Source organism: Bacillus sp. DHT2 (assembly GCF_026241455.1).
GTDB classification, from domain to species: domain Bacteria; phylum Bacillota; class Bacilli; order Bacillales; family Bacillaceae_G; genus Bacillus_A; species Bacillus_A pseudomycoides.
Map to the genome: position 1 here is coordinate 25,335 of NZ_JAPHWH010000014.1, position 15,859 is coordinate 41,193.

At 36.7% G+C, this 15,859-nt stretch carries 18 protein-coding genes; 9 read left to right on the forward strand and 9 right to left on the reverse strand.

Annotated features, from left to right (window positions below):
- The first annotated feature begins 6 nt into the window (after positions 1 to 6).
- On the forward strand, positions 7 to 852 hold the full coding sequence (gene lipL, locus ORL93_RS24965; RefSeq protein ID WP_097794000.1) for an octanoyl-[GcvH]:protein N-octanoyltransferase: 846 nt from the start codon (positions 7 to 9) through the stop codon (positions 850 to 852).
- A 32-nt stretch (positions 853 to 884) separates the two neighbouring features.
- Here the strand turns inward: lipL and pta are convergent, their stop codons facing one another.
- Entirely contained in the window at positions 885 to 1,856 is a 972-nt protein-coding gene (gene pta, locus ORL93_RS24970; protein WP_003202407.1) for a phosphate acetyltransferase, read from the reverse strand.
- A gap of 379 nt (positions 1,857 to 2,235) precedes the next feature.
- Between pta and hemQ the strand changes: the two genes are divergently transcribed.
- The 4 genes from hemQ (at position 2,236) to gerQ (ending at position 5,535) form a co-directional block, all read left to right on the forward strand.
- On the forward strand, positions 2,236 to 2,979 hold the full coding sequence (gene hemQ / locus ORL93_RS24975) for a hydrogen peroxide-dependent heme synthase (protein WP_006096706.1): 744 nt from the start codon (positions 2,236 to 2,238) through the stop codon (positions 2,977 to 2,979).
- Positions 2,980 to 3,172: 193 nt separating this feature from the next.
- Positions 3,173 to 4,450, forward strand: a complete 1,278-nt coding sequence (locus ORL93_RS24980; RefSeq protein WP_097793999.1) for a serine hydrolase — start codon at positions 3,173 to 3,175, stop codon at positions 4,448 to 4,450.
- Between the two features lie 198 nt (positions 4,451 to 4,648).
- The gene (locus ORL93_RS24985; protein ID WP_003202402.1) at positions 4,649 to 5,071 is read left to right on the forward strand and encodes a cell wall hydrolase; all 423 of its coding nucleotides are present in this window, start codon (positions 4,649 to 4,651) and stop codon (positions 5,069 to 5,071) included.
- A 26-nt stretch (positions 5,072 to 5,097) separates the two neighbouring features.
- Positions 5,098 to 5,535 (forward strand): spore coat protein GerQ, encoded by a 438-nt coding sequence (gene gerQ, locus ORL93_RS24990; protein ID WP_097793998.1) that lies wholly within the window; start codon positions 5,098 to 5,100, stop codon positions 5,533 to 5,535.
- A gap of 35 nt (positions 5,536 to 5,570) precedes the next feature.
- On the opposite strand, the gene ORL93_RS24995 is transcribed toward gerQ, so the two are convergent.
- From ORL93_RS24995 to ORL93_RS25005, 3 genes are all read right to left on the reverse strand, one after another.
- A complete protein-coding gene (locus ORL93_RS24995; protein WP_097793997.1) occupies positions 5,571 to 5,939 on the reverse strand; it encodes a DUF423 domain-containing protein in 369 nt (122 codons plus the stop codon).
- Between the two features lie 64 nt (positions 5,940 to 6,003).
- Positions 6,004 to 6,291 carry a YwdI family protein gene (locus ORL93_RS25000; protein WP_097793996.1) on the reverse strand — a complete coding sequence of 96 codons (288 nt, stop codon included), beginning with the start codon at positions 6,289 to 6,291 and terminating at the stop codon, positions 6,004 to 6,006.
- A gap of 6 nt (positions 6,292 to 6,297) precedes the next feature.
- Positions 6,298 to 7,290, reverse strand: coding sequence for a potassium channel family protein (locus ORL93_RS25005; RefSeq protein ID WP_142305737.1), 993 nt, complete (start codon positions 7,288 to 7,290; stop codon positions 6,298 to 6,300).
- 94 nt (positions 7,291 to 7,384) lie between these two features.
- Between ORL93_RS25005 and ORL93_RS25010 the strand changes: the two genes are divergently transcribed.
- From ORL93_RS25010 to ORL93_RS25020, 3 genes are all read left to right on the forward strand, one after another.
- A complete protein-coding gene (locus tag ORL93_RS25010) occupies positions 7,385 to 8,668 on the forward strand; it encodes a purine/pyrimidine permease (RefSeq protein WP_265959652.1) in 1,284 nt (427 codons plus the stop codon).
- A 419-nt stretch (positions 8,669 to 9,087) separates the two neighbouring features.
- Positions 9,088 to 9,909 carry a Cof-type HAD-IIB family hydrolase gene (locus ORL93_RS25015; protein ID WP_003209257.1) on the forward strand — a complete coding sequence of 274 codons (822 nt, stop codon included), beginning with the start codon at positions 9,088 to 9,090 and terminating at the stop codon, positions 9,907 to 9,909.
- A gap of 378 nt (positions 9,910 to 10,287) precedes the next feature.
- Positions 10,288 to 10,581, forward strand: coding sequence for a DUF3817 domain-containing protein (locus ORL93_RS25020; RefSeq protein ID WP_003202389.1), 294 nt, complete (start codon positions 10,288 to 10,290; stop codon positions 10,579 to 10,581).
- A 41-nt stretch (positions 10,582 to 10,622) separates the two neighbouring features.
- Here the strand turns inward: ORL93_RS25020 and ORL93_RS25025 are convergent, their stop codons facing one another.
- From ORL93_RS25025 to ORL93_RS25045, 5 genes are all read right to left on the reverse strand, one after another.
- Positions 10,623 to 11,300 (reverse strand): uracil-DNA glycosylase, encoded by a 678-nt coding sequence (locus ORL93_RS25025; RefSeq protein ID WP_006096715.1) that lies wholly within the window; start codon positions 11,298 to 11,300, stop codon positions 10,623 to 10,625.
- A gap of 19 nt (positions 11,301 to 11,319) precedes the next feature.
- On the reverse strand, positions 11,320 to 12,312 hold the full coding sequence (locus tag ORL93_RS25030; protein ID WP_097793993.1) for an ABC transporter permease: 993 nt from the start codon (positions 12,310 to 12,312) through the stop codon (positions 11,320 to 11,322).
- The gene (locus ORL93_RS25035; RefSeq protein ID WP_097793992.1) at positions 12,305 to 13,222 is read right to left on the reverse strand and encodes an ABC transporter ATP-binding protein; all 918 of its coding nucleotides are present in this window, start codon (positions 13,220 to 13,222) and stop codon (positions 12,305 to 12,307) included. Before ORL93_RS25035 ends, ORL93_RS25030 begins: the two co-directional genes overlap by 8 nt.
- Positions 13,219 to 14,031, reverse strand: a complete 813-nt coding sequence (locus ORL93_RS25040; protein ID WP_097793991.1) for an SGNH/GDSL hydrolase family protein — start codon at positions 14,029 to 14,031, stop codon at positions 13,219 to 13,221. Before ORL93_RS25040 ends, ORL93_RS25035 begins: the two co-directional genes overlap by 4 nt.
- An 81-nt stretch (positions 14,032 to 14,112) precedes the next feature.
- Entirely contained in the window at positions 14,113 to 15,090 is a 978-nt protein-coding gene (locus ORL93_RS25045; protein WP_097793990.1) for a LacI family DNA-binding transcriptional regulator, read from the reverse strand.
- 120 nt (positions 15,091 to 15,210) lie between these two features.
- On the opposite strand from ORL93_RS25045, the gene ORL93_RS25050 reads away from it, so the two are divergent.
- On the forward strand, positions 15,211 to 15,825 hold the full coding sequence (locus tag ORL93_RS25050; protein ID WP_026008491.1) for a YczE/YyaS/YitT family protein: 615 nt from the start codon (positions 15,211 to 15,213) through the stop codon (positions 15,823 to 15,825).
- The last annotated feature ends 34 nt before the right edge of the window (positions 15,826 to 15,859 follow it).

Sequence of the window (15,859 nt, forward strand, 5' to 3'; positions counted from 1 at the left end):
AGTTATATGAGCAATTCCCGTTCGATTTTATCTCAACCAGAGTGGCGTATCGTGGATCAGTCTAGTTTAGGCCAGACTTTTCATGCTCTACAGTCATTTGCAATGGATGATACGCTATGTACAACAATCGGAAATGGTACATCTGCTTCAGCAATGCGCTCTTGGGTTCATCACAATACAATTGTTCTTGGCATTCAAGATTCTCGCCTTCCTCATTTAAATGAGGGGATTTCCTTTTTAAAAAAGAACGACTTCCATGTCATTGTCCGCAATTCAGGTGGTCTTGCAGTCGTACTTGATGAAGGGGTTTTAAATATATCACTTCTATTCCAAGAAACAGAAAAAGGAATTGATATCGATCTTGGATACGATACGATGTGGCATTTAATTAAGGAAATGTTAAAAGATTACGATGTCGATATCGAGGCAAAAGAAATCGTTGGCTCTTATTGTCCAGGTAGCTATGATTTAAGTATTCGTGATCAAAAATTCGCAGGTATTTCACAACGCCGCATTCGCGGAGGGATTGCCGTACAAATTTATTTATGTGCTACAGGCAGTGGCTCCGAACGCGCGGCACTTGTTCGTGATTTCTACAACTTAGCAATTCAAGGAAAAGAAACAAGATTCACGTATCCTGAAATTGTTCCAAGTACAATGGCCTCATTGTCTGAACTACTTGGTAAAACGATTACCGTTCAAGACTTAATGATGCGCCTGTTAAAAACATTACAGCATTTCGCACCCAAATTAACACCATCACAATTAACAGTTGATGAAGTTCCTTTGTACGAAATGAATTTACAACGTATCATCGATCGCAATAATAAAGCACTTGATCTCGAAAAGTAATAAAAGCCCCGCTATATAGCGGGGCTTTTTAATTATAGTGCTTGAGCTGCTGTAATTAAAGCTAGCTTGTACACTTCTTCTTCGTTACAACCGCGAGATAAATCGTTTACTGGCATGTTTAAGCCTTGTAAGATTGGTCCCACTGCTTCAAAGTTACCTAGGCGTTGTGCAATTTTGTAACCGATATTACCAGCTTCTAAGCTTGGGAATACAAATACGTTAGCATCACCTTTAATAACAGAACCTGGTGCTTTTTTCTCAGCTACAGATGGTACGAATGCAGCGTCAAATTGGAACTCACCGTCTAATGTTAATTCAGGAGCCATTTCTTTCGCAATGCGAGTTGCTTCTACAACTTTTTCTGTTTCTGGAGATTTCGCAGAACCTTTTGTAGAGAAGCTTAACATTGCAACACGTGGATCGATGCCGAATAACTCAGCAGTTTTCGCACTTTCAATACCAATTTCAGCTAAATCTTGGCTGTTTGGTGCAATATTGATTGCGCAATCAGCGAATACATACTTCTCATCTTCACGTACCATGATGAATACGCCTGAAGTTTTTGTAACACCTGGTTTTGTTTTAATGATTTGAAGTGCTGGACGAACTGTGTCAGCTGTAGAATGAGCTGCACCACTTACTAAACCGTGTGCTTTACCCATGTATACAAGCATTGTACCGAAGTAGTTTTCGTCTTTAAGGATTTTACGTGCATCTTCTTCTGTCGCTTTCCCTTTACGGCGTTCAACGAAAGATGCTACCATTGCATCCATTTCTTCATATGTAGCTGGGTCATAAATATCAACACCTGCTAATGTTAAGTTCATGCTAGCAGCTTTTGCACTAATTTCCTCTTTATTCCCAACTAAGATTGGCTTTACTAACTCTTCTTTTGCTAAACGCTCTGCAGCGCCTAAAATTCTTTCATCAGTTCCTTCAGGAAGTACGATAGAAATACCTTTTCCTTGAACTTTTTCTTTTACTGCTGTAAATAAATCGCTCACGAATAAACCCTCCTACAAATGTTAAAAAACTCTACTTTTAAGAATACTTCTTTTCATCTATATTTTAAACTTATAGCTCTTAAAAAATAGGTAAAATAAAAATGATTATATTTTCATAAAATTCAGCATGGTTAATTTGTTATAAAACATTGATGAAAAACCTTTCTTTTTAGATGGGAGAGAGCATCCGGCTATGCATAGAAGCAGTCAGGAAATTTTTCCACCCCATGCCAGGTGAAAACAAAATGGATTTATACATATTCTCTTCCTAGCATTTTTAAAATGTGACAATTTTATGCACCCAAGCTTTACACAGGTGACTTTAAACCTATATATGCTATAGTTAACGTGTAAAATATCATTAACTGAGGTGAATAGAATGAGTGAAGCAGCAAAAACGTTAGATGGTTGGTATTGTTTACATGATTTACGTTCTATCGACTGGGCAGCTTGGAAAACATTATCTAGTGACGAACGCGGACAAGCAATGTTTGAATTTTTAAACGTCATCGAAAAATGGAACAAGGTCGCATCCTCAAAACAAGGTAGTCATGCAATGTATACAGTCGTTGGTCAAAAGGCGGATATTATGTTTATGATTTTACGTCCAACAATGGAAGAATTAAATGAGATTGAAACAGAATTAAATAAAACAACATTAGCTGAATATATGGTTCCTGCATACTCTTACGTATCTGTTGTTGAGTTAAGTAACTACCTTCCAGCTGATGAAGATCCATACCAAAACCCTCAAATCCTAGCACGCTTATACCCTGAATTACCAGAAGCAAATCATATTTGTTTCTATCCAATGGACAAGCGTCGTCAAGGTGATGATAACTGGTACATGCTTCCAATGGAAGAACGCAAAAAACTTATGTACAGCCATGGTAAAATTGGTCGTCAATATGCAGGTAAGGTACGTCAAGTTATTACAGGTTCTGTCGGCTTTGACGATTACGAGTGGGGTGTAACGCTATTCGCTGACGACATCCTTCAATTTAAAAAGCTTGTATATGAAATGCGCTTTGATGAAGTAAGTGCTCGCTATGGTGAATTCGGAACATTCTTTGTTGGTAACATCTTACCACGCGAAAAAGTAGCAAAATTTTTATACGTATAGTACAAAAAAGGAACGAAATTCGTTCCTTTTTCTTAATATCCTATCAAAACTCTTCAAAATCCTCTTTTTTCGTCAAATTCAAACAATATTAGACAAGAAATCGTCAAATTCCCCGTTAAATTATAACTTTCTTATATTCAAAATTATGCTAAAATGGTACGAGCTATATGCTAATAACGATGCGAAGGTGATAATGTATATGAGGAAAATTTTATCTATTTTACTAGCGTTTCTATTGTCATTTTCTCCCTTAGGAGTAACAACCTCCCATGCAGAAGAAAAAATACATATAGAAGCGGCTGCTGCCATTCTTTTTGATGCAGATACAGGAAAAATACTGCATGAGCAAAATCCAGATGAATTACTAGCTATTGCTAGCATGTCAAAACTTATTGTTGTTTACTCCGTTTTGGAAGCAATTAAAGAAGGAAAAATAACATGGGATACAAAAGTAAACATCTCTGATTACGCTTATGAAATTTCCCGTAATAATGAATTCTCTAACGTTCCTTTCGAAAAAGGCCGACAATATACAGTTAAAGAATTATATCATTCTATTGTTATCTTCTCTGCAAATGGATCCAGCATTGCGCTTGCTGAACTTCTTGCGGGAAATGAAAAAAACTTCTTAAACCTTGCAAATGAACACGCAAAAAAACTAGGGTTAAAGAAATATAAATTTGTAAATGCGACTGGATTAAATAATGCTGATTTAAAAGGAAAACATCCGGAAGGAACAGATCCGAATGGAGAAAACTCCTTATCAGCTCGCGACATGGGTATTCTATCAAGAACAATCATTACAAAGTATCCAGAAATACTAGAGGATACAAAACAAAGATTTAGAAACTTTCCAGATAACCATCCAAAACCAATTCGCATGGAAAACTGGAACTGGATGTTACCAGGTGCTGCTTTTGCTTATGAAGGAACAGATGGTTTAAAAACGGGAAGTTCAGATACAGCTGGGTATGGATTTACAATTTCTGCAAAACGCGGTGATCTACGTCTCATCTCCGTTATTATTAAAACAAAATCAATGGATGAACGTTTCACAGAATCACGCGAATTAATTGATTACGGATTTAATAACTTTGAAAAGCAGAAATTAAAAATAGATAAAAACAATACAATTTCTGTTGTAAAAGGAAAAGAAGATACTGTAACTGTGACACCTGAAAAAGAGATAATGGTGATCACAAAAAAAGGAAGTAAACCATCTTATAAAGTTTCTACTGAGGCAGATAAATCACTTGCCGAAGATGGGAAATTAGTTGCGCCAATCAAAAAAGATGCTAAAGTAGGTTCACTTGTTTTAGAATCAACTGATCAATACGGTTTCTTAGACGGAAGTAAGAAGATGAAAATCGCTGCAAAAACAACAGAAGAAGTAGAAAAGGAAAATTGGTTCGTATTAACAATGCGATCAATCGGTGATTTCTTCTCAAATATGTGGTCAAAAATATTCTAATTCATAAAAAAGCTAGCACATTTGCTAGCTTTTTCATTATCTTTCTCCCTCTAACGCTAAAATTCCCCTCCCTAAAACTTTGTTTGGTTGTCATATCTGAGTCCTTTTCCTCATACGTATGAACTAGTAATTGCTCCACAATTCATCTAGAAATAAACCTCTTTCTCTAGTGCAATCCATAAAGAGAGGTGAGACATAATGGGCGTTATCAACTATACAGAAGAAGACGTAAAATTATTAGCTAGACTCATGCGTGCAGAAGCTGAAGGCGAAGGGCAACAAGGCATGCTGATGGTTGGAAATGTAGGTGTAAATCGAGTTCGAGGAAATTGCTTAGATTTTAAACAAATACGGAATTTACGCCAAATGGTTTATCAAAATCCGGGTGGTTTTGAAGCAACGCAAAAAGGATACTTTTATCAACGAGCCCGTGAACAGGACATTGCCCTTGCAAGGCGTACAATTGAAGGGCAACGTTTTTGGCCTGCCAATTTTGCCTTATGGTTTTTTAGGCCCGAAGGTGCTTGTCCACCAACTTGGTATAATCAACAAAATTCAGGCCGTTTTAAGAAACACTGCTTCTTTCAACCATCCGCCGGGGATTGCCCAGCAGTATATTAAGGAATGAAAACGAGGAGGGACTTGTAATGGCACAGCAACAAAATCCATACTATGGAACGGGTTTTTATCAACCTTCAGGGGGATATATGCAACCACAACAACAAATGACGCCGCAGCAGCAACAAGCTATGCAACAGCAAGCTATGCAGCAACAAACTGCTCAAGCACAACTTGCAGTATCTCAAGGTATGCTCCCACTAGAGCAATCATATATTGAAAACATCCTTCGCTTAAACAAAGGAAAACCAGCAACTGTTGTTATGACATATGAGCGCGGTAGTTCACTTGGCACACAATCCTATACAGGTATTATTGAAGCAGCTGGACGCGATCACATTGTCATTAGCGAACCAAAATCCGGAAAACGATTCTTACTACTTATGATTTACTTAGATTATGTAGAATTCCCTGGAGAAATCACGTATTTACCTAGCCAACCAGCAACCTATGCTCCAAGACCATAAAAAAAGCTGGCATTTGCCAGCTTTTGTTTTTGTCTTTATAATCCTTTTACAACTGCAGTTCCTAGTAAAATCCAGCCTACAATAAACGCTACACCACCAAGTGGTGTAATCGGTCCGAAAAACTTAATACCCGTCGTACTTAATGCATATAGACTTCCAGAGAACATAATAATTCCCGCTACCATAAACCAGCCTGCTGTGCTTACAAGAGAAGATTGAATCTTATCCATTAATAACGCAACAACAAATAATCCTCCAGCATGAAACATTTGATATGTAACACCTGTTTTCCAGACTTCTAACATTTTTGCAGAAACCTTATTTTCTAAACCGTGTGCGCCAAAAGCACCTAACGCGACAGATAACCCGGCTGCAATACAGCCCAATAAGAAGAAAATTTTCATTGGAATTCCCCTTTTTTATCTTTATAATAAGAAATTTTTACATATTAGCCAACCAATTTAGCTTTTAGAAGTCAAATAACGAATTACCATTTGCATCTTCTTCTTTTATATAGACAGGTTCTTCAGAAACCGCCGCAATCGGTTGAACCGTCATCGTCGGATGTGGTGTTATAACTTGTGATTGTAGCCTTGGCTCTACATATGCAGAAGTTTCAACCTGCTCATCTAATAATAAATCACATAAAGCACGAACCACTAAAAGATGTTCTTTTGCCTTTCGTCCTTCACTATTTTTTGCTTTCGCAACTTCATTTGCCATTTTATTTAAAATTTTATCGCTCGATATTTGCATTCCTAATCACCTCGTACTTTGTAGTTCTTTCTCAAATTGCCCCAGCTTCTCTACTGGACCAAATACTATTATCATATCATGTTCTTGTAATTTTTCCTGCCCTGTTGGATTATGAATAATATTTCCATCTCGTAAAATCGCTAAAATTGTAACATCAAATTGATTTCTCACATTGCTTTCTATCAATGTTTTTCCAATTAAAAAAGACCTTTCGCCAATTTGAACTTCCTCTATTGCAAAAGCCTGATCTGTTCCATAAAGTACCGTATCAATATAATGAACCGTTAACGGATTTGCGATTCCTTTTGCAATATGAATTCCAGCCATACTGGATGGATTAATAACTTTATTGGCACCAGCACGGCGTAATTTCCCTTCCGTTTCTGGCTTTTCAGCTCTAGCCACAATTTTAATTGTACTATTTAATCCTCGTGCTGTTAATGTAATGAATACATTTTCAGCATCATTTGCAACAATCGCTACTAAGCCAGCAGCCCTTGTAATTCCCGCCTTACGTAACACCTGATCTTCCGTGGCATCACCATGTACATATAAAAGCTTTTCTTTCTCTAGTACTGCTTCTTCTTTATCAACAACAACAAATGGAATATTCTTTTCTTGTAACTCGTGTACAACTTGGAGCCCTACTCTACCACAACCGCATACGATAATATGGTCTTGTATTTGCGCTATTTGTTTGTCCATTTTCTTCCTCCGCACTGCATGAAATAAATTCCCCTCAATAATCATTGCTGCTACTACCCCGATTGCATATGTAACAATTCCTACACCAACAGGAATAATAAGAAGTGCAAAAATCTTCCCAGCTTGTGTTAATGGAACTGCATCTCCATATCCAACCGTTAATACTGTAATCATTGTCATCCAAAAGGCTTGAAACAAACTAATCTCTTCTATCATCATAAATCCGATTGTTCCAAGAACTACAACAAAACACATACATATAACTGCAATCCATAATTGCCTGCGTGCATTCATCTCATTCTTCAACTCTTTTCTCTACTACAATCTTTGCCAGAGGAAATGAAATACGTATATACTAGAAGCGGAATCTACGAAAGAGGTTGATATAATGAAAACATTTCTTTCTGCCTTGCAATGGGCATTATTTATTTTGGCCGGTAGCCTCATTGTACCAATTAGTGTTGCTGCTAGTTATGGCCTTGAAGGTGCTGAAGCAATTGCATTTGTACAACGAACGTTATTTGTTCTTGGCTTTGCTGGCCTTCTGCAAGCTATATTTGGTCATAGGCTACCGATTCAAGAAGGGCCAGCTGGTCTTTGGTGGGGAATCTTCTCACTATACGCGAGTTTAGGTGTCGTATTATTTGGATCAAATAATGAAACACTCCGCGTCTTACAATACGCATTTCTGTTAAGCGGCATCATCTGTATTATCCTTAGTATTTTTGGACTTATTGATAAACTTGTCCGTTATTTTACACCAACAGTAATTGGAACATATTTATTCCTTCTCGTTGCCCAGCTCAGCGGTTCTTTTCTAAAAGGAATGTTCGGCCTTGATGGACAACATACTGAAGTACAAGCAAACGTCTTTATTCTTTCACTCATTGTTATTTTACTATCTTTTTTTATTATGAAGCTACCTATTATTGGACAATACTCTGTTCTGTTCAGCATTGTCTTTGGATGGATCCTATTTGCATGCTTCGGATTATCTAATCAGGTTACACCGGTAACAGATATCATCCGTCTACCGTCTCTATTCGTGTTTGGATTGCCTCGTATCGAATGGAACATGGCAATTACCGTTGTCTTTGTCACACTGTTGCTCTTAACGAATATGTTGGCAAGCATCCGTGTTGTGCAAAAGGTTGTTTCTAAATATGAAGAAAGTGCAGTTCAAAATCGATTCAAACATGCCGGAATTATAACGGGCATAAATCAGCTTTTAGGTGGTCTTTTCTCAGCAATTGGACCAGTAGCTATTTCAGGTTCAGCTGGATTTATTGCAACAACAAATATTTATAAACGCCTTCCTTTCCTATTAGGGTCAAGTTTTATTATTGTAATTAGTATATTTCCAAAGATTACATCATTCTTCGCCGCTATTCCTGTCGCCGTTGGATATGCTGCTATTTATCCTGTATTTGCAAGTATGATTGGTCTTGCCTTCCGTGAATATGACACCGTAGAAAATAAAGAGCGTTTATTCCGCGTCGCTGGTCTGTCTCTTTTCACGGGAATCGGGGTTATGTTTGTCCCGCCGCAGGCATTTTCGACCCTGCCACCATTTTTAGCATCATTTTTAAGCAATGGCCTTGTACTTGGTTCTGTCATGGCTATTTTACTTGAAGTTTTATTTTCCCGTTCAAAGGAAAAACAACCATCGTAAATTGGAAAACTTCCATTATTGCACTCTACTTTCAGAGTTGTTACGATAGAATTATCATGGGCAATATGCCCATGATAATATATACTAACAATACAGTAATCAGGCTCACTATATAAAATGAAACTTCCATCACCAATCAGGTTTTTGGTTTTTCACATATACATTACTGCTTTAAAAACAAAAGATGACCTGCACTCATTTTCTCCCTTTGTTTTAACTTGGCGTGGTGGCAGGAAAAGGATCTGACCGCTTCTATGCATGGGCGGATGCTCTCTTCCATCTAAAAAGGAAGGGTTTCTATCTTTTTTTCAATTTATGTACCTTTAAAGAGGTTCGATGTCTTACTATTTAATCCTCATCGTTTTGCTAGAACGAATTTCTAACAATATCAACTTTCAACAAAGAAAGGAACTTTCTATATGTCTTATAAAATGATTGTTTTAGATTTAGATGATACTTTACTACGTGATGACCATACGATTTCAGAACGTACAAAACAGGCCTTAATGACTGCTCAAGAACAAGGTGTAAAAGTTGTGCTTGCTTCTGGCCGCCCAACATTTGGTATGCGTCATATTGCAAAGGAGCTTCGTCTAGAAGAATATGGAAGCTTCATCTTATCGTTTAATGGTGCAAAAATTATTAATTGTAAAACGGATGAAGAATTATTCAGCAGTACACTATCTCCTGAAATCGTTCACAATCTATATGAAATTAGTAAAGAAGAAGATGTTTGGATTCATACGTATATGGGCGATGATATTATAACGGAAGAAAATAATCCATATACAGAAATTGAAGGAACTCTTACAGGCATGTCAATTATTGAAGTAGACAGCTTTATCACTGCTGTACAAGAACCTGTTGTAAAAGTATTAATGAATAAAGAAGCTGAACGCCTTGTAGAAGTAGAGAAAAAACTTCAAAAACAACTAGAAGGCAAACTAAGTGTAATGCGTTCAAAACCATACTTCTTAGAGTTCACAGAAGCTGGTGTAACAAAAGGAACAAGCTTAAATCAATTGATTCAAAAACTTGGTATTAAGCGTGAGGAAGTAATCGCAATGGGCGATAGCTACAACGATCAAACAATGATCGAGTTCGCTGGCCTTGGTGTTGCGATGGGCAATGCTCCAGATGACATTAAAGAAATTGCAAACTACGTAACAGACACGAATATGAATGATGGCGTTGCTAAAGTTGTAGAGAAATTTGTGCTAAAAACCGAAGTTCTTGTTTAATATATAAATTTTTCAACATACAAGTTACTGCTTTGAAAACAAAAGGTGACCTGCACTCATTTTCCCCCTTTTTTTAACTTGGGGCATGGGGCTAAAAAAGGACCTAACCGCTTCTATGCATGGACGGATGCTCTCTCCCATCTAAAAGGAAAGGTTTTTTGTACTTATATAGATGCATTCACAAAACCCATTTGAAGTCAAATACTTCAAATGGGTTTTTATTTAAATGTACGTAGCTTTGTGAAGATATTTTGAACTTTACAACATTCTCGTAGTGTAAACTTTGTTTTTGTATATAATGAAACAAAACATACTATTTTATTTGGAATAAGAATACAAATTTACTATATACAAGCGCATGTTTAAGGAGGCACTTTTATGTTATCTACACCAATCGGAAGATTAAGAGCAATTGGATTAGTCGAAGGGATTTCCTTTCTACTACTATTATTTGTAGCGATGCCGCTAAAATACTTTGCGGGGTTTGCAACAGCAGTTAAAATTACAGGTATGGCTCATGGCGTTCTATTTATATTATTCATCTTTGCCGTGATTCAAGTAACAATCGTACATCGTAAGTCTATCTTATGGGCTTTAGGTGCGTTGATTGCTTCCGTTATCCCATTTGGTACATTTGTACTAGATGCAAAATTAAAAAATGAACCGCAGTGATTAAAAAAGGTAGCTAACAGAATGACTGTTAGCTACCTTTTTTATAGATTTGGAATTTGCCAATCAATTTTTTTCTCATCCATACTAGATAAGAGGTCATTTACTTTTGAAAACGGCTTGCTGCCAAAGAAACCTCGTCTTGCTGATAAAGGACTTGGATGTACAGATTCAATAATATGATGATTCGAGTTTGTAATCAGTTTTTTCTTTGCTTGTGCATGGCGCCCCCACAATATGAAAATTAAAGGTTTTTCACGTTCATTTAACAGTTCAATAACACGATCTGTGAAATGCTCCCATCCTTTTCCCTTATGAGAATTTGCTTCTCCTTGTCTCACAGTTAACACCGCATTAAGTAATAATACGCCTTGCTCTGCCCATTTCACTAAATAACCGTTATTCGGAATTTCACAACCAAGATCTGCATGCAATTCTTTGTACATATTTTGCAGTGATGGTGGTGTTTTCACGCCAGGTTGCACAGAAAAACTTAACCCATGCGCTTGATCTGGTCCATGATATGGATCTTGTCCTAAAATAACAACCTTTGTATCCTTATAACTTGTATAATGTAGTGCATTAAAAATATCATTGGCTTTCGGATATATGACATGGGTACTATATTCTTCTTTTAAAAACTGTCTTAGTTTTTGATAATATGGTTTCTCGAATTCTGGTGCAAGTAACGGCTCCCAATCATTCTTTAAAATATGTTCCATCTCTTCACTTCCTATTCATTTAATTGACCATGTCTTGCTTCGTAAATACGACAAATGAAATGATAAGAGAAACTACAGCCCAAGCTGTTAAATTCATCAATGAAAAGCTCATCGATAGACCTTGCAATGCCGGTAACTTCCCTGATAAATAATCTGTGAGCGATAAATTTACGCTAAAAATATATTTTGCCCCTTCCCAAGACGTTGCGAAGGAACTTAAGATACCACCTGCAATTAACGCCGCTAGCATGACTCCCATACCAGCTGGTGTATTACGAATTAACACAGAAACCATAAAGGATATGGTTCCCACAACAATCGCAACAAACCAAGCTAATCCATATGCCATTAAAATATATTGCCACTGCGGAATGAGGTGGACAAAATTTGTATTCAATGTTTCTTTATCAATTCCAAAACCCGTCAGTACCGGTAAATTCCACCCGGCATATCCGAAAACAACGCCCGATAATACATAGGAGAAAATCCCCACCAAGAGCAATATAAGTGAGATAAATAACAACATCGTCACATATTTACTGAGAAGAATTTTAAAGCGTCGAATCGGCCGCGTTAGAAGCATTTTCATCGTTCCATCACTTCGTTCTCCCGATACAACGTCAATTGCAACAATCATTACAAGTAGCGGAATAAACAATGTAATTCCTTGTTCAATGAATGCTCGTACAAACGTTGGTGCTCCTGGTGCTGTTGGATTAATATCATGATCTAAATAATATTGTTGCTGCTCCACTCGTACTTTCAGCCAATCCCGCCATTCTTCTGGCAACCTAGAATTATTTAAACGATTTTGCGAATCAACAATTTGCTGCTGAAGTGCTACCTTCCAATCGCTCGTACCAAGGCGTTTTTGCGTTGTCTGCACTTCACGATACTGTGCATAAACAAACAAAGGAATTAAGATTGCCAATATGAGCATGACGACAACAATACGTTTCTTTCGATAGATTTTTTCTGATTCATTTAAAACAAGATTCGCAAATTCACGCATGTTTCTCACTCCCTGTGAGTTCAATAAATAAATCTTCTAGTGTAAATACAAGCTCCTTCAAACTATGTACATCTATTCCGTTTTCTACAAAGCGTTTATTCCAAGCACTAATTGTATTAATATCCATTCGGCACAATAAACGTTCATCATCTATGCTAATTTCCCTAACTTCTTTTGAAGTTTTTAAAAGTTCTAATGCTCGGGAAATCGGTGTAACAATCCATTCAACACGATCGCTCGCAGTTTTAATCAACTCTTCAATAGGTGCAACTGTAATCATTTTTCCCTTATGAATAATAGCGACACGATCACATATCATTTGTACTTCACTTAGTAAGTGACTCGAAATAAAGACACTCATGTTTTCTTCTTTCACAAGCTTATGTATAAACTCCCTCATCTCTCTTATACCAGCTGGATCTAGGCCATTTGTTGGTTCATCTAGTATAAGGAGTTTCGGGTTTCCAAGAAGAGCCTGCGCGATTCCAAGGCGTTGTTTCATACCCAGAGAATACGTTTTCACTTTATCGTGAATACGTTCATCTAAATGAACCATTTTCGCAATTTCTAAAATACGTTCATCTGATATACCGCCAAGCATACGTGCAAATTGCTTTAAATTTTCCCACCCTGTTAAATATGTATAGAGCTCTGGATTTTCCACGATGCTACCAATTTGCCGCATCGCTTCTCGAAAGTTCTCTTTAATATTATAACCACCAATAGAAATCGTACCTTCAGTCGCTTTAATAAGACCAACTAGCATCCGAATTGTTGTTGTTTTCCCTGCTCCATTTGGTCCTAAAAATCCAAACACTTCTCCTTGGTTCACATCAAATGAAATGTTTTCAACAAGCGTCTTTTTCCCAATGACCTTTTTCACATTTCGTACTGAAAGTACCGTCGTCATTTCGCACCTCCTTCATTTAGCTTCAGCTTACTTACAACGCCTTGTAATAAGCGATCCGCCATATATGAGTAGCCAATTTCATTCGGATGAAAATGATCTGAGTATAATAATTCTTTCCCTCGGTTTTGAAACAGATCAAACGTTGGCGTTATATATACATTTTTATTATCTATTGCTAACTTCTCTAAAGATGCATTCCAATCTACAACAATGGATGAAGAACCTTTTAAATCTTCAACATCCTCAAAAGGATTGTATAAACCGAGCCAGAAAATCGGGCTATCTGGATTTAGCTTTCGAATTTCTGTTAAAATTTGTTTTGCCTGATTTTGAAATGTTTCTGTATTAGGGCGATATGTTTCTAGATCTATCTTTCCAAGTGATTCCCATCCTGGAAATAAGTCATTTCCTCCAATTGTTAAAATGATAAGATCCGCTTGCTTAATTGAGTATTGTGCACCACTACTTGCTATTTGTTTCAACAAATCCGGCATTTTCGCACCACTAACAGCTAAATTCGTTAACGCTACCTTTTGTTTGTAATCCTTCTGCAAACTTTCTTTCACTCGTCCCACATAGCCAATTCCTTCTTTATCTCCAACGCCACGCGTTAAAGAATCGCCTAAACTGACAACTTGTAATGTTCCAGGGTGCTGTTTCCCCTTTACTTGTATTTGTGCTGTCTTCATAGTTAAATTTGAAGCTTTCGGATTTAATACATCATTAATCCCCGAAATAAAACCATATGCAAATAAACAAAAAGATGCAATTGTAATGAGTAAAATTCCTTTTACTAATTTGGATCTCATGTCAAAACCCCTTTTAGCCTCATAGATTGTCCCTAATTATACCAAACGCCTTTTCGAAAAGCGATTTTCATACTTTATGCATTATGTAGTTTCACGAAGGGTCAACTGTGGTAAAAGTTCAATGTTCTTCACATCTATTTTTTCATCCTCTATCTTCTCATATAATATTTCAAATGCTTTCGCACCAACTACTTTACTAGAATGAGCAATTGTTGTAATTCCTAACACATCAGCCACCTCTTGGTCATCGCACCCAATAATTGCAAGATCTTCAGGAATACGAATTCCTTGTTTTTTTGCTTCCGTTACCATACCTGCTGCGATTGGATTACAAGAAACGAGAAATGCTGTTGGTTTCACAGACATGTTAATCCACGCTCTTATCACTTCACGACCATCCTCTACTGTAAAATGCTCTGTAAACTTCCATTCTTCTCGAGATTCTATAGAAATCTCCTGAAGCGCTTCCTCATAAGCTTGTTTTCGTTTTTGACTATTTACGCTATGACTTCTGCCAATACAATATCCAATATGGGCGTGTCCGTTTTCTATTACGTATTTCATCCCCTGCGAAAACACCTTATAGTGATCAATATGTACGCTAGAAATACACTTAGATTCTATTTCTTCACATGTTACAATCGGACCAAAATTTGTATATTCTTCTATTGTTTTGCAGCCATTCATTCTCGAGCATATAATTACACCATCAAGCTTCTTCATTTTTAACATATGCAAAATTTCAAGTTCTTTTTCGGCACTATAGTTCGTCTGACAGAGCATCATATTATAATTTTTTTTGGCCGTTTCTTTAGAAATCCCCTCAATAATTGCACTGTAATATTGATCATTTACATGCGGCAAAATAACACCTATCACATTCGTCTTTCCTCTTACTAAATGAATCGCATTCACATTTTGGGTGTAATTTAGCTCTTCAATGATTTCTAAAATTTCCTGCCTCTTTTTATCACTTACATACGGATGATTATTTAATACACGTGAAACCGTTGACACTGATACACCGGCAATTTCCGCAATCTTTTTTATATTTGTCATCTTATTTCCTCCCCTTCCCATCATTTAAATAAACCTCATCAAAAAATTCTTTCTTGACCTGGTAAGCTTTCCACAATATATCCTTTTCTAGCAAATACATTCAGAAAGGATTTGAAACATATGATACGTCTAAAACTAGACTATATATTTTTTATTAGCGGACTACTCATCCTATCTCTTGGAATTAACATGATGACAACTATTACTTCATTTGGCCTTAGTCCTTATGATTCGTTTTTTATTGCGCTATATCAAAACTTTGGAGTAAGTATTGGCTTTTGGATTTTTATGATTAACTTCGCCTTTACACTTATTGTGCTATTTTTGAATAAGAAGCATATTACAATCGGAACAATTGTTACTATGGTTCTTATTTCTGTTTTTGTTGATTGGATTGGTTCTATTACTATCATTATGGATTCAATCCGCTCTCTTCCAAAATATATAACACTTGTGTGCGGAAATCTATTTGTTGGCGCTGGAATTGGAATTTATGTCTCCACACAATTATGTGCAGCACCACAAGAGGCCTTTGTCTTAACAATGTCTGAAAAGAAAAAATGGACGTTTCGCAGAACAGAAATTTCATTAGCTTTGCTATTTTTGACACTCAGTTTCTTATTAGATGGGCCTATTTACTTCGGAACAATTATCCTTTCCTTTACAACAGGCTGGATCATTCAAGCATTTATTCAGATTGGTACAAAAATCCTCCACATGAAAAAAGCCTATTGAGCGAATAACGCTACAATAGGCTTTTTTCATCTAT

Coding starts and splice junctions, on each gene's coding strand:
- lipL (WP_097794000.1), top strand. CDS start 7: ATGAGCAATTCCCGTTCGATTTTATCTCAACCAGAGTGGCGTATCGTG.
- hemQ (WP_006096706.1), top strand. CDS start 2,236: ATGAGTGAAGCAGCAAAAACGTTAGATGGTTGGTATTGTTTACATGAT.
- ORL93_RS24980 (WP_097793999.1), top strand. CDS start 3,173: ATGTATATGAGGAAAATTTTATCTATTTTACTAGCGTTTCTATTGTCA.
- ORL93_RS24985 (WP_003202402.1), top strand. CDS start 4,649: ATGGGCGTTATCAACTATACAGAAGAAGACGTAAAATTATTAGCTAGA.
- gerQ (WP_097793998.1), top strand. CDS start 5,098: ATGGCACAGCAACAAAATCCATACTATGGAACGGGTTTTTATCAACCT.
- ORL93_RS24995 (WP_097793997.1), bottom strand. CDS start 5,939: ATGAAAATTTTCTTCTTATTGGGCTGTATTGCAGCCGGGTTATCTGTC.
- ORL93_RS25000 (WP_097793996.1), bottom strand. CDS start 6,291: ATGCAAATATCGAGCGATAAAATTTTAAATAAAATGGCAAATGAAGTT.
- ORL93_RS25005 (WP_142305737.1), bottom strand. CDS start 7,290: ATGAATGCACGCAGGCAATTATGGATTGCAGTTATATGTATGTGTTTT.
- ORL93_RS25010 (WP_265959652.1), top strand. CDS start 7,385: ATGAAAACATTTCTTTCTGCCTTGCAATGGGCATTATTTATTTTGGCC.
- ORL93_RS25015 (WP_003209257.1), top strand. CDS start 9,088: ATGTCTTATAAAATGATTGTTTTAGATTTAGATGATACTTTACTACGT.
- ORL93_RS25020 (WP_003202389.1), top strand. CDS start 10,288: ATGTTATCTACACCAATCGGAAGATTAAGAGCAATTGGATTAGTCGAA.
- ORL93_RS25025 (WP_006096715.1), bottom strand. CDS start 11,300: ATGGAACATATTTTAAAGAATGATTGGGAGCCGTTACTTGCACCAGAA.
- ORL93_RS25030 (WP_097793993.1), bottom strand. CDS start 12,312: ATGCGTGAATTTGCGAATCTTGTTTTAAATGAATCAGAAAAAATCTAT.
- ORL93_RS25035 (WP_097793992.1), bottom strand. CDS start 13,222: ATGACGACGGTACTTTCAGTACGAAATGTGAAAAAGGTCATTGGGAAA.
- ORL93_RS25040 (WP_097793991.1), bottom strand. CDS start 14,031: ATGAGATCCAAATTAGTAAAAGGAATTTTACTCATTACAATTGCATCT.
- ORL93_RS25045 (WP_097793990.1), bottom strand. CDS start 15,090: ATGACAAATATAAAAAAGATTGCGGAAATTGCCGGTGTATCAGTGTCA.
- ORL93_RS25050 (WP_026008491.1), top strand. CDS start 15,211: ATGATACGTCTAAAACTAGACTATATATTTTTTATTAGCGGACTACTC.